This window comes from Sphingomonas sp. (assembly GCF_017304615.1).
Lineage (GTDB): Bacteria > Pseudomonadota > Alphaproteobacteria > Sphingomonadales > Sphingomonadaceae > Sphingomonas.
Genome location: NZ_JAFKLZ010000002.1, coordinates 477751 through 490798, shown reverse-complemented (window position 1 = coordinate 490798; position 13048 = coordinate 477751). Strand labels below are relative to the sequence as shown.

Annotated in this window: 14 protein-coding genes; 7 read left to right on the top strand and 7 right to left on the bottom strand. The window is 66.8% G+C overall.

From position 1 onward, the window contains the following. Positions 1-31: 31 nt before the first annotated feature. On the bottom strand, positions 32-1417 hold the full coding sequence (locus tag J0J06_RS10630) for an RNB domain-containing ribonuclease (RefSeq protein ID WP_294041753.1): 1386 nt from the start codon (positions 1415-1417) through the stop codon (positions 32-34). A 55-nt stretch (positions 1418-1472) separates the two neighbouring features. Here J0J06_RS10630 and J0J06_RS10625 point away from each other — a divergent pair, with 55 nt between their 5' ends. The 5 genes from J0J06_RS10625 to J0J06_RS10605 all read left to right on the top strand — a co-directional run bounded on the left by J0J06_RS10625 (position 1473) and on the right by J0J06_RS10605 (position 6197). Further along, a complete protein-coding gene (locus J0J06_RS10625; RefSeq protein WP_294041751.1) occupies positions 1473-3461 on the top strand; it encodes a TonB-dependent siderophore receptor in 1989 nt (662 codons plus the stop codon). A gap of 25 nt (positions 3462-3486) precedes the next feature. Continuing rightward, the gene (locus J0J06_RS10620; RefSeq protein ID WP_294041749.1) at positions 3487-4047 is read left to right on the top strand and encodes a pyridoxamine 5'-phosphate oxidase family protein; all 561 of its coding nucleotides are present in this window, start codon (positions 3487-3489) and stop codon (positions 4045-4047) included. 10 nt (positions 4048-4057) lie between these two features. Then, a complete protein-coding gene (locus J0J06_RS10615) occupies positions 4058-4264 on the top strand; it encodes a DUF2007 domain-containing protein (RefSeq protein ID WP_294041747.1) in 207 nt (68 codons plus the stop codon). Between the two features lie 152 nt (positions 4265-4416). Then, positions 4417-4755 (top strand): P-II family nitrogen regulator, encoded by a 339-nt coding sequence (locus J0J06_RS10610; protein WP_294041746.1) that lies wholly within the window; start codon positions 4417-4419, stop codon positions 4753-4755. An 11-nt stretch (positions 4756-4766) separates the two neighbouring features. Next, complete coding sequence (locus J0J06_RS10605) at positions 4767-6197, top strand: ammonium transporter (RefSeq protein WP_294041744.1); 1431 nt, start codon at positions 4767-4769, stop codon at positions 6195-6197. Between the two features lie 174 nt (positions 6198-6371). Here the strand turns inward: J0J06_RS10605 and J0J06_RS10600 are convergent, their stop codons facing one another. From J0J06_RS10600 to J0J06_RS10575, 6 genes are read right to left on the bottom strand one after another with little or no spacing between them, the layout of a single operon-like run. Then, on the bottom strand, positions 6372-7955 hold the full coding sequence (locus J0J06_RS10600) for a GMC family oxidoreductase N-terminal domain-containing protein (protein WP_294041742.1): 1584 nt from the start codon (positions 7953-7955) through the stop codon (positions 6372-6374). Continuing rightward, the gene (locus J0J06_RS10595) at positions 7865-8863 is read right to left on the bottom strand and encodes a sterol desaturase family protein (protein WP_294041739.1); all 999 of its coding nucleotides are present in this window, start codon (positions 8861-8863) and stop codon (positions 7865-7867) included. Before J0J06_RS10595 ends, J0J06_RS10600 begins: the two co-directional genes overlap by 91 nt. 12 nt (positions 8864-8875) lie before the next feature. Further along, positions 8876-9274: a hypothetical protein gene (locus J0J06_RS10590; RefSeq protein WP_294041737.1), complete on the bottom strand. Its 399-nt coding sequence runs from the start codon at positions 9272-9274 to the stop codon at positions 8876-8878. Beyond that, positions 9271-9705 carry a TIGR01244 family sulfur transferase gene (locus tag J0J06_RS10585; RefSeq protein ID WP_294041735.1) on the bottom strand — a complete coding sequence of 145 codons (435 nt, stop codon included), beginning with the start codon at positions 9703-9705 and terminating at the stop codon, positions 9271-9273. The genes J0J06_RS10590 and J0J06_RS10585 overlap by 4 nt, the downstream gene beginning before the upstream one ends. Before the next feature lie 24 nt (positions 9706-9729). Beyond that, complete coding sequence (gene recQ / locus J0J06_RS10580; RefSeq protein WP_294041733.1) at positions 9730-11499, bottom strand: DNA helicase RecQ; 1770 nt, start codon at positions 11497-11499, stop codon at positions 9730-9732. Positions 11500-11535: 36 nt separating this feature from the next. After that, positions 11536-11985 (bottom strand): hypothetical protein, encoded by a 450-nt coding sequence (locus tag J0J06_RS10575; RefSeq protein WP_294041732.1) that lies wholly within the window; start codon positions 11983-11985, stop codon positions 11536-11538. A gap of 119 nt (positions 11986-12104) precedes the next feature. Here J0J06_RS10575 and J0J06_RS10570 point away from each other — a divergent pair, with 119 nt between their 5' ends. Both J0J06_RS10570 and J0J06_RS10565 read left to right on the top strand, forming a co-directional pair. Beyond that, positions 12105-12380, top strand: coding sequence for a GNAT family N-acetyltransferase (locus J0J06_RS10570; RefSeq protein ID WP_294041730.1), 276 nt, complete (start codon positions 12105-12107; stop codon positions 12378-12380). 185 nt (positions 12381-12565) lie between these two features. After that, on the top strand, positions 12566-13048 hold the full coding sequence (locus J0J06_RS10565) for a DUF2726 domain-containing protein (protein WP_294041728.1): 483 nt from the start codon (positions 12566-12568) through the stop codon (positions 13046-13048).

Below are 13048 nucleotides of genomic sequence, written 5' to 3'. Positions count from 1 at the left end.
ATATCGATGCTTGGGATCTGCGTCCGACCGCCTAGTTCACCCGGTCGAAATGCAGCTCCCACTGCACCGGATCGACCGAGGTCAACCGCACGCGCATCGTGTCGCCCGGGGTCACGTTCTTGGCGTCGACGCGCGCCACGACGGGCAGGTCGGTCAGCTGCATCCGCGCGCCGCGTTCGTCCAGATCAGTGATGACCGCGGGAAAGATCTTGCCGACATCCGCGCGCAACAGCACCGTCTCGGCCAGATCGACCACCGCGCGCTCGACGCGCCCGGACAAGGCGTCGGCCCGCGCCATCACTTGCGGCAGCTTGGCGAACGCGTCGGTGAGAAGCGCCGTAACAGGTTGCCCATTGGCGATCGCGAGCGTCGCCATCACCACATAGCGGTCGGCAAGGCGGCGAAGTGGCGCGGTCGCGTGCGCATAGGTCGCCGCCATCGCCGCATGCCATGGCGTGACGCCCTCCTGGTACGGAACGTAGGACGCGCCGCGCCCGGCCCGGCGGATCGCCAGCATGAACGCGGCCTGTTTCGGGTCGGCGGGATCGAGTGTGCGTTCGAACGGTTCGAGGTCGACATTTCCCGGCCAGGTCAGCCCGAACGCCGCAGCGGTGTGGCGCAGCCGCCGGATGGCGCCCGCGTCCGGCTCGGCCATGACGCGGAACAGCCCCGTATGATGCGCCTGCAGCGCGTCGGCGATCGCCATGTTGGTCGCCAGCGACAATGCGGCGTTGCGATCCTCGAACGGCGTATAGGGGCGGAAGGCGAGTTCGAAGCCGCCGCCCGGCACCGCCTCGACCTCCTGCTGCGGCGGATCGACGCGGGCCGCGCCGCGCGCGTCCTCGGCTGCGGCGATGCGCGCGGCGAGGTCGGCGAAGCCGGAGGGCAGATCGGCGTCGGTGACGGTTTCGTAGCCGAGCTTGGCCTGGCTGCGGATCACCGCGCGCTCGGCACCGTCGAGCTTCACCCCGCCGTCGGACACGACGCGGACGGTGAAGACCACGGCGGGGCGCGGACCATCGGGCAACAGGCTGGCGGCTCCCTGGCTCAGCACCCGCGGATAGAGCGGCGCCTTGTCGTCGGGCAGGTAGATCGTTTCGCCCCGCGTCCAGGCCTCGGCGTCGATCGAACCGCCATCGTCGACGAACCACGCCACGTCGGCGATCGCATAGTGCAGCAGCAGGTCGCTGCCCGCCGTCTCGATCGCGAATGCCTGGTCGAGGTCGGTCGATCCTGCCGGGTCGAGTGTGACGAAGCGCGTCGCAGTGCGGTCGGCATGCGCGGTCGGCGCGCGCTTCGCCGCTTGCTCGGCGGCGGCGAGCACGGCGGGTGGAAATTCCCCCGGCACCTTGAACTGCTCGCGGATCGTGGCCAGCCCGCGGCCCAGCGCATTGTCGGGATCGGCGATCGCTTTCATCTCGGTCGCTATAGAGTCCGTGGCCTTGCTGTCGAGCGATGCTAGAGCGCCATCCATGCGGCGAACCCTGTTCTTGCTGGCGACGGTTTGGTGCGGCGCGGCGCGGGCGCAGGACGCGCCGGGCGACGACATCGTGGTGTTGGGTCGCGGCCTCGACGTGCCGCCGGGCACGCCCGCTTACGGTTCGGTGGTGATCGACCGCGACCGGCTGACCAACGACGCCTCGGGCCGGGTCGAGGATGTGCTGAGCGACGTCGCCGGGTTCCAGCAATTCCGCCGGTCCGACAGCCGTTCCGCCAACCCCTCGGCGCAGGGCGCGACGCTCCGCGCGCTCGGCGGCAATGCGTCGAGCCGGACCCTGGTGCTGCTCGATGGCGTGCCGGTCGCCGATCCGTTCTTCGGCTATATCCCGTTCACCGCGCTGGTCCCCGATCGGCTGGCGGCGATTCGCGTGACGCGGGGCGGCGGGTCGGGGCCGTTCGGGGCGGGCTCGGTGGCGGGCACGATCGAGTTGATCAGCGGCGATCGCGGCGACTTGCCGCCGGTTGCGGGCGAAGCATTCTACGGCAGCCGCAATTCGGAAAGCATTGCCGCCAGCCTGTCGCCGACGCTCGGGCGCGGGTTCGCGAGCGTGTCGGGCCGGTTCGAACGCGGTGACGGGTTCATGACCACGCCGCCGGACCAGCGCGTCGCGGCGAGCGTGCCGGCGCGCTACCGCGACTGGTCGGCCAATGCGCGCGCGGTGTTTCCGGTCGGCGGCGATGCCGAGCTTCAGGTGCGGGGGACCGCGTTCGGCGACAACCGCACGCTGCGTTTTCGCGGCGCCGATTCGAGTTCGGAAGGGGAGGATGCCAGCGTCCGGCTGGTGGCGCGCGGGCGGTGGCAGATCGATGCGATCGCCTATCTTCAAGTGCGCAACTTCACCAACAAGGTGATCAGCGCGACCAATTTCCGCCTGACGCTCGACCAGCGCGATACGCCCTCGACCGGGATCGGCGGCAAGATCGAGCTGAGACCCCCGGTCGGAGGCGGGCATGTGCTGCGGATCGGCGGCGACGTGCGGCGCGCCGACGGCGAATTGTTCGAGGACGCCTATAGCGCCGCGGGCCTCGTCACCGCGCGGCGCAATGCGGGCGGGCAGGCGACCGTCGCCGGGCTGTTCGCGGAGGACGACTGGACGATCGGTCGGCTGGTGCTGACCGGTGGCGCGCGCGTCGATCGCTGGACGATCGCGAACGGTTTCTTCCGTGAACGCGACGCCGCCGGCGCGCCGACTGTGACCAACGCCTTCGCCGATCGCAGCGGCACCGAAGCGACCGGGCGCGCCGGGCTGCTGTTCCATGCCGCGCCCTGGGCCGATCTGCGCGCGGCGGCCTATGCGGGGTTCCGCTTGCCGACGCTCAACGAACTCTATCGCCCGTTCGTGGTCTTCCCGATTACGACGCAAGCCAATGCCAATCTGAAGCCCGAACGGCTGCGCGGGATCGAGGGCGGGGTCGATTTCCGACCCGCCAGCGGCATGCAGGTCAGTCTGACCGGCTTCTACAATCGGCTGGGCGACGCGATCGCCAACGTCACGATCACCCCGACGCTGCGCCGCCGCGACAATGTCGATTCGATCGACGCGACCGGGATCGAGGCGAGCCTGGCGTGGCGGCGCGGCCCGTTTTCGCTGAGCGCGTCCTACGCCTATAGCCTCAGCCGAGTGCGCGCGCCGGGCACGCCGCTCGACCGCCTCGCACCCGCGCAAAGCCCGCGCCACGCGGCCAGCGCGACCGTCGCCTGGGCGCTGCAGTCGGGCGCTTTGCTGTCGCTGACCGCGCGATACGTCGGCGATCAGTATGAGGACGACCTCCAGACCAACGTCCTGCCCGCCGCAACGACCGTAGACGCGGTTGCAAAGGTGCCGATCGGACGCCGCGTATCGGTGATTCTGCGCGGCGAGAACCTGTTCGACGAGAAGGTAGTGACGCGCAATCAGGCGGGATCGATCGACCTCGGCACGCCGCGCACGCTCTGGATCGGGCTGCGTATCGCCGGATGACCGCAAAGGGGCTATAGCCGCTCCCATGGCGGAATTCTTCGATCGGCTATCGGACCAGCATATCGCGTTCGTCGAGCGCCAGCCGGTGTTCTTCGTCGCCACCGCCGCGGCCGACGCGCGGATCAACCTCAGCCCCAAGGGCATGGACAGTTTCCGCGTGCTGTCGCCGGCCCGCGTCGCCTATCTCGACGTGGCGGGATCGGGCAACGAGACCAACGCGCACCTGATCGCCGACGGGCGCATCACCATCATGTTCTGCGCGTTCGACAATCCGGCCCTGATCTTCCGCGTCTATGGCCGTGGCGTCCCCGTCCTGCCGCAGGACGCCGGTTGGGGCGATCTCGCGACGCACTTCACGCTGCTGCCGGGCACACGGCAGATCTTCGACGTCGCGGTCGAGCAGGTCCAGACCAGCTGCGGCTGGGGCGTCCCGCACATGACCTTCGACAGCGAGCGCGAGACGCTGAGCAAATATCACCGCCAGCACGACGAGGCGGCGCGCTTCGCCAAATATGCCGTGCGCACGCAAAGCATCGACGGCCTGCCGGTGCGCAACCCGACCCAGGCCCCGCAGCAGCAGCAATGAGGCCGACGAATTGAGCCTGGTGGAACTCGGCCGCTACAACCGCAACGAAGCGATGATCATCGTCGGGCGGCTCGACAGCGAGGGGATCGACGCGGTCAGCTTCGACGGCAACGCCTCGATCGCCGACGGCAGCTATTTCCTGATTCCGGTGCGCGTGATGGTCGACGAAGACGATCTCGAGAAGGCGCAGCGCGTGCTGGATATATCGGCAGGATAGCTGCCCATTTCTTGGGCACCTGTTCGCAGCTGCACAAATTTTAACGCTCCCGTAACATTTGATTGCGCGATTCTGCCTGAAATCACGCGGATTCGACTCTGGCACGCCCCTTGCGACGCAACATTTCGGTACAAAAGCAAGAAGGGGGTTCGATGAAGCTCGTCATAGCCATCATCAAACCGTTCAAGCTCGACGAAGTGCGGGAAGCACTGTCGGGCGTGGGCGTCGCCGGCATGACCGTGACCGAGGTGAAGGGGTTCGGCCGTCAGAAGGGCCAGACCGAGATTTACCGCGGCGCGGAATATTCCACCAACATGGTGCCGAAGATCAAGATCGAGGTCGTGTGCGGATCCGACCTGGTCGGCGCGGTCGTCGAGGCGATCCAGGCGTCGGCGAACACCGGCGCGATCGGCGACGGCAAGATTTTCGTGCTCGACGTCGGGCAGGCGGTGCGCATCCGCACCGGCGAAACCGACGAAACAGCGCTGTGAGGGGGGTAGCAATGAAGCACACCAACAAGATTCTGGGCTTTGCGGCGCTCGGCGCGGCTGGTCTGCTCGCCGCGCATCCGGCGTGGGCACAAGCCGCTGGGCCGATCAAGGCACCCGATGCCAAGGCGATGGCCGGCATGGTCAACAAGGGCGACACGACCTGGATGCTGATCTCGTCGGCTTTAGTGCTGATGATGTCGGTGCCGGGCCTCGCGCTGTTCTATGGCGGCCTTGTTCGCACCAAGAATATGCTTAGTGTGCTGATGCAGGTGCTGATGATCGTTTGCGTCGCATCACTTGTCTGGGTGTGCTGGGGTTATTCCGAGGCGTTTACCAGTAACAACCAGTTCGTCGGCGGCCTGAGCAAGGCATTCCTGAAAGGTGTTGACGGCACGACGTTCGCGGCGACGTTCTCGAACAACGTCTATATTCCTGAATTCGCGTTTGTCTGCTTTCAGATGACTTTCGCGTGCATCACGCCGGCGCTGATCGTCGGCGCGTTCGCGGAACGCGTGAAGTTCACCCCGCTTATCCTCTTCGTGGTCGCGTGGCTGACGCTCGTCTATTTCCCGATCGCGCACATGGTATGGTACTGGGCGGGCCCGGACTTCCTGCCTGACACGCCGACCGACTATGGCTTCCTGTGGGGCAAGGGCGCGCTCGACTTCGCGGGCGGCACCGTAGTGCACATCAACGCAGGTATCGCTGGCCTGGTCGGTTGCCTTGTGATCGGGCCGCGGCTCGGCTTCAACAAGGAACCGATGCCGCCGCACTCGCTGACTATGACGATGATCGGAGCCAGCCTGCTGTGGGTCGGCTGGTTCGGGTTCAACGCGGGGTCCAACCTCGAATCGAATGGTGTGACGGGGGTTGCCTTCATCAACACCTATGTCGCCACCGCCGCTGCGGCGGTCGCCTGGGCCATTATCGAACAGATCGTCCACAAGAAGCCGTCGCTGCTGGGTGCCGCGACCGGTGCGGTCGCTGGTCTTGTCGCGATTACGCCAGCGTCGGGTTTCGCCACGCCGATCACGTCCATCATCCTTGGCTTCGTCGTGTCGATTGTCTGCTTCTTCTTTGTCACGACGGTGAAGAGCAAGCTCAAGTATGACGACTCGCTGGACGTGTTCGGCGTCCACTGCGTTGGTGGTATCGTCGGCGCGCTCGGCACCGCCATCGTGGCTGACCCGAAGCTCGGCGGGCAGGGGTACTTCGATTACACGAAGTTCCCCGCCGTCGCCGTGACCCCCGAAGCGTACAGCATCTCGACACAGCTCTGGACCCAGCTCCAGGCGGTGCTCTTGACCCTAATCTGGTCGGGCGCGGTGTCAGCGGTGCTGTTCTTGGCGCTCAAGTACACGATCGGCCTTCGCCCGACGGCGGATGTCGAACAGGAAGGCCTCGACCTCGCCGAGCATGGCGAGCGGGCCTACAACTACTGACGAAATTGGGGACCGGCCGCTTCCGGGGGGAAGGCCGGTCCCCAGACGATGTTCCTCCTGCGGACACACTGGCCGGTGGCGAAAGTCACCGGCCATTTTTTCAAGCATCAAATGTCGGAGACATTTGATGCGCAGCCCCCGCGAAAGCGGGAGTCTCGCGCCATCTAGCTCACGCTAGGCGAGGTCGGCCCGCACGAAGTCCGCGCAGCGCTCGCCGATCATGATCGACGGCGCGTTGGTGTTGCCGCTGACCAGCTTCGGCATGATCGAGGCGTCGGCGACGTAAAGCCCCTCGACCCCGCGCACGCGCAGCTTCGGGTCGCACACCGCTTCCGCGTCGCTGCCCATCCGCGCCGTCCCGACCGGGTGATAGACCGTGTCCGCCCGGTTGCGGATCAGGTGGTCGAGCGCCGCGTCGTCGTCGAGATTGACCGGATAGCGGTCCTTCGCGCCGTGGCGGTTGAGCGGCGGGCTGTTGAGGATGCGATACATCGTGCGCACCCCGGCCTTCAGCACCGCCATGTCGCGGTCGTCGGTCAGGAAAGCGGGGTCGATCAGCGGCGCGTCGCGCACGTCGTTCGACGCCAGCCGCACCGTGCCATGGCTTTCGGGACGCAGCACGCAGACATGGCACGAAAAACCGTGCGCCTTCACCGCGGTGCGGCCATGATCCTCAAGCGGGATCGGCACGAAGTGGAACTGCACATCGGGGGCCGGCGCGCCGGGCGTCACGGTCAGGAACCCGCCAGCCTCGGCGAAGGGCGAGGTCAGCGCGCCTTCACGCTTGCGCATCCAACGCAGCAATTGCCCGAGCATGTGCAGATTGCCTGCGAACGACTGGCCGAGGAAATAGCGCCCCGGCACCTCGAACGCCGCGACATAGTCGATATGGTCCTGCAGGTTGGCGCCCACCGCCGCCCGGTCGACGACCGGCGTGACGCCGTGTTCGGCGAGGTGCGCGGCGGGGCCGATCCCCGACAGCATCAGCAATTGCGCGGTGCCGAACACGCCGCCCGCCAGCACCACCTTCCTGGCGCGGATCACGCGTTGCTCGCGGCCCCGAAGATAGGCGACGCCCGACACCTTGCCGTCCTCGAACAGCACGCGCTCGACGGTCGCGTCGGTGATGATCGAGAAGTTGGATCGCGCGCGCGCCGGTTCGACATAGCCGCGCGCCGCCGTCCAGCGTTCGCCGCCCGATTGCGTGACTTGATAGAGTCCGACGCCTTCCTGCCGCGCGCCGTTGAAGTCGTCGTTGCGCGGCATTTGCAGGTTCGCGCCGGCTTCGACGAACTCGATGCTGCCGGGGTGCGGGTTGACCTGGTCCGATACCCGAAGCGGCCCGTCGGCGCCGTGATACTCGCTCGCCCCGCGCACGTTCGCCTCGGCGCGCTTGAACACGGGCAGCACGTCTTCATACGACCAGCCGTCACAGCCCAAAGCCGCCCAATTGTCGTAATCCCACGCCGCGCCGCGGATGTAGAGCATCGCGTTGATCGCGCTCGACCCGCCCAGGCCTTTTCCGCGCGGTTGATACCCGCGCCGGCCGTTCAGCCCTTTCTGCGGGACCGTCTCATACGCCCAGTTGGTCTTCGGCGTCTGCTTGCCCATGAAGCCGGGGACGCGCGTGATCAGCCCGGTGTTGCGCCCGCCCGCTTCCAGCAACGCTACGGTGTAGCGGCCGCCTTCGCTGAGCCGGCCTGCGGCGGCGGCCCCGCCCGATCCGCCCCCGATGACGACGATGTCGGCTTGTTCCACGTATTCCTCTCCCGCTCGCGCTGTTCCCACAGCTCTTTTATGCTTTCCGATGTCTCGCGGCTGCCGTCGTGGCTCCAGCCCGGCGGCTTGATCATATAGTTGATCTTCGCGCGCAGCGTCGGCGCCGACCACACGTCCTTCGCGATCCCAACCCACTCGTGGAACGCCGCCCAGATCAGGTTGAAGCTGCCCAGGTTCTTGACGATGCCGTAGCGCGGCTTTTCCTCGTCGAGTTCGGGCGTGAAGGTGCCGAACATCTTGTCCCACACGATGAACACGCCCGCATAATTCATGTCGAGATAGCGCGGGTTGGTCGCGTGGTGGACGCGGTGGTGGCCCGGCGTGTTCATCACCGCCTCGAACCAGCGCGGCATGCGGCCGATCACCTCGGTGTGGATCCAGAACTGGTAGATCAGATTGATGCCGCCGACGAACAGGATCATCGGCACCGGAAAGCCGATCAGGAACAGCGGCAGCTTGAGGATGAAGGTCGCGCCGAAAAAGCCGGTCCAGGTCTGCCGCAGCGCGGTCGACAGATTATAGTGCTGGCTCGAATGATGGATGACGTGCGCCGCCCACGCCCAGCGGATGCGATGCCCCGCGCGATGCACCCAGTAATAGCCGAGGTCGTCGAGCACGAAGGCGAGTGCGAACGCCCACCAGGTGTAGCCGATCTCGAACAGCCGGAACTGGTAGACCCACAGTGCGATCGCGACGAACATCCCGCCGGTCAGGATGCCCGCGATCGTGCTGCCGAACCCCAGCGCCAGGCTGGTCAGCGTATCCCTGGGTTCGTAGCGGCTGCGGTCGCGGAGCCGCGCGACGATGATTTCCGCGAGCACGAGCAGGACGAAGCCCGGCACGGCATAGTCGACGGGGCTCAGATCGGCGAGGTGACGCAGGTCCATGACGGCGCTTGCTTACACTAATGTCAGTGGCGCTTCCAGCCCATGAACCTGATCGGCGGTGATCCCGAACAGCACGACCGGGCCGAACAGCCGCTCGCCGGTCTCGACCGTCGCGCCCTCGACCGCTTCGCGCACGCGCAACGGGGGTATCAATCGCCGCACCGCGACTTGCGCACCGTGCCGTTTCAGTACCGCGATCGCGCCGCTTCCCGCGACCAGTGCCGCGCCGCCGTCGCCCGACACCAGCGCCCGTCCGCCCTCGAACCCGACCAGCGCTTCCTCCGCGAAGCGCCGGGCATCGTCCTCGTTGGCGATCCGGCTCTGGCCGAGCTTGAGCATCCGCGCGACCCCGGCGAGCGCGAGGATCGCGACGACCGATCCGACGAGCTGGACGATCAAATCGTGGCTCATGCCTGCGCCGCCAGCTGATCGAGCAACGGCCGAAGCCCGGACAGATCATATCCCGCCCCGGCGCCCTTCGCGATCAGGGCGTCGGGCGAATCGCCCATCCGCGCGCGGGCCAGCGCCCATAGATTGCACGACCGCGTGCCTGATCGGCAGAACGCGAGCACCGGACCCCCCGCGCCGTCGAGCAGATCGACCATCGCCTCGATCTGCGGATGGCTGAAGCCGGCATGCCCGATCGGGATCGCGGCATAGGTCAGCCCCGCCGCCAGCGCGGCCGCGCGGATCGTATCGCCCGCGGGCTGGCCATCCTGCTCGTCGTCAGGCCGGTTGTTGACCACCGCGACAAACCCCGCCGCCTTGATCGCGGCGATGTCGTCGGCGGTGATCTGCGGCGCCACCGAAATGCTGTCGTCGACTTTACGGATATCGGCCATATTCTGTCTTCCCCGGCGTGAAAACTATGCGGCGTCGCGTATCACCCGCAAGAAGGCGTCACCATAGGCCTCCAGCTTGCGTTCGCCCACGCCCGAAATCGTGCCGAGCGCGCTCAGGCTGTCGGGCTTCATCGCCGCCATCTCGCGCAGTACCGAATCGTGGAAGACGACATAGGGCGGCACGCTGGCCTCTTTCGCCAGCTCGCGGCGCTTGTCGCGCAACGCCTCGAACAGGGGATCGCCGATCGGGTTCGCGCCACCCGCCGTACCCCCGCGCCGTCGCCGTTCGCGCTTGGGCGGGACGATCAGCGACAGTTCGGCCTCGCCCTTCAGCAGCGCCTTGGCCGCCGGGCCGAACTCCAGCCCGCCGAAATCATTGGCCCGCAACGCATCCTTGAGCAGCAACGCGCGCGCGACCGGCTTGATCAGCGCGGCTTCCTCCGCGCCGTCGACGATCCCGAACACGCTCAGCGCCTCGTGCCCGTTCATCAGGCTGCGCTCGCTCGACTGGCCGGTCAGGATGCTCTCGATATAACCCATGCCGAAGCTCTGACCCGTGCGGAACACCGCCGACAGGAATTTCTGCGCGACTTGCGTGGCGTCGGTCGCAGCGGGCGGGTTGAGGCAATTGTCGCAATTGCCGCAATTGTCGGGCGACTCGTCGCCGAAATGCGCGAGCAGCAATTTGCGGCGGCATCCGGACGTTTCGACCAGCGCGCCAAGGGCATTCAACCGCGCGCGCTCTCCCGGCTGGCGCTCGGGTTCGACCTCGCCGATACGCTGGCGCGCCTTGGCGAAATCCTCCGCGCCCCAGAACAGATGCGCCACCGCCGGGTCGCCGTCGCGGCCCGCGCGGCCGGTTTCCTGGTAATAGGCCTCGATCGACTTGGGCAGCCCGGCGTGGGCCACAAACCGCACGTCGGGCTTGTCGATCCCCATCCCGAACGCGACCGTCGCGACGATCACCATGTCCTCGCTCGCGACGAAATCGGCCTGGTTCTTCGCGCGGATATGGGGTTCGAGGCCCGCATGATAGGCGCGCGTCGGGCGACCCGTCTTGGCCAGCGCCTCCGCCAGCTTCTCGGTGCCGCTACGCGTCTGGGCATAGACGATGCCAGGCCCCGGCTGCTCGGCGATCAGGTCGGCGATCTGGCGTGTCGTATTGTCCTTGGGACTGATCGAATAGCGGATGTTGGGCCGGTCGAACCCGGCGACGATCAGGCCGTCTTGCGGGATGCCAAGCTGGTCGAGGATGTCGGCCCGCGTATGCGCATCGGCGGTCGCGGTCAGCGCGAGCCGCGGGACGTCGGGAAAGCGATCGAGCAATGGCCGCAGCAGGCGATAGTCGGGCCGGAAATCATGCCCCCATTCGCTGACACAATGCGCTTCGTCGATCGCGAACAGGCTGAGCCTGCCGCGTTCGAGCAAGTCGCGGAAATCGCTCCCCGACGCCCGCTCCGGCGCGACATAGAGCAGGTCGAGTTCGCCATCGAGAAACCGCCCGCGCGTCTCCGCGCGGTTCTCGTCGACCGAGGTCAGCGTCGCGGCGCGGATGCCGACCGCTTCCGCCGCGCGCAACTGGTCGTGCATCAGTGCGATCAGGGGCGAGACGACGACGCACGTCCCCTCCAGCATCACCGCCGGCAATTGATAGCACAGCGACTTGCCCGCCCCGGTCGGCATCACCGCCAGCGTCCGCTCTCCGCTGAGCACGCGCGACACGACGCTCTCCTGCACGCCGCGAAAGCCTGCGAAGCCGAAGGTCGAATGAAGCACGGACGCGGGATCGATCATCGCGGGGCATGTAGCCATGCGCGGCTCAGACTTCCATCAGGTCGTGCCGCCCGATTTGGGGGCACCGCGCGACATCGTCGTCTCGAGTATTGTGACGATCTCGGCGATGCCGATCGTGAAGACGCCGCCGTTCGCCGCGCGCCATTCGGCAATGCCGGCGGTCATGTCGGGCCAGTCGCGCTGGACGTCGCTGCGCTTCGTGACGCTGGCGTCGAGTGTCTGGCGCGACACCGGACAGTGCACGAGCAGGCTCTTGCCCGGCGATGCCCCCGCAAAGCTCAGCCCGATGATGCTGACATGATAGATCCGGCCGATCTTGCCGCCATCCTCGATGCGCTGGATCTTGATCAGCGATCCGGCGTCCTGCGGCCGGGTGCGATATTCCCAGACCTGACCCTCGGCATAGCGATCCGGCTCGGCGGCGGGCGTCGCACCTGTTGGCACTGCGAGCATCAGCAGCAGCAACACGCCGAGCCACCGCATCATCTTACCTCCTCGCGCACGATCGGACGCCAGATAGCCGACGCGCCGGGGATTTGTCTGCGCCGCGCTTGCATGGCGCCACGCTATCGCCGATTGGCGACGCCTGCCAGCGGAGACCGAGCATGCCCGACACCGTCACCGACAATCGCGCCGAACACGAATTCGAACTCGACGTCGACGGCCATCGCGCGATCGCCGCCTATCAACTGGAAGGCGATACGATCGTCTTCACGCACACGCTGGTGCCCAAGAAGCTCGAAGGCCGCGGCGTGGGATCGAAACTGATCCGCGGCGCGCTCGACGCCGCGCGCGACCGGGGACTCAAGGTCATCCCGCAATGCCCGTTCGTGAAGGCGTATATCGAACGGCACGCGGAATATCGGGATCTGCTCGCCTAGTCCTGCATCAATGATTCGGTAAGCACGCACGTGCGATAGCTATCGCTGTGCAATCGCTCCCTAATTTCTTTTTTGCTTTGCTCGTTCTCGGCCTGATAGCCGCGTCGGTATTGCAGCCCGCCAAGGGAAGACGTGGTGGTGCGCGACGCAGCGGCCCGCCCATGGCGTATAGTCGGGACGACCGCTTGGCACAGCCCCATGGCGTTCCGGATGCCGCCGATCAGTTGCGCACGGTCGAACGTGTCAATTACGGCAAACAGCGGTTGCTGCGGCATCAGGAAAGCCAGGTCTTCGCGGCCGTGGAGGCGGCGGTGCAGGAAGCGGGCCTGCCGTGGCGCGTGTTCGCGCAAGTTTCACTGGGTGAAGTGCTAACCTGCCCTGATCGCGAGGGGTTCAGCGCGATCAATGCGAAGCGCGTCGATTTTCTGATCGCCGATGCCGGCTTCGCGCCCGTCGCCGCGATCGAATATCAAGGCTCGGGGCACCATCTCGGCAAGGCGGCGGCGCGCGACGCAGTAAAGAAAGAGGCGCTGCGCAAGGCGGGCATTGGCTATATCGAAATCACGCACCATGACGGTCCGCAGGACGTCCGGCGGGCGATCAGCCGCCTCGCCTTTACGCGGACCCTGACGGAAACCGGAACCGAGCGACGCGCCACCGGCGGATGA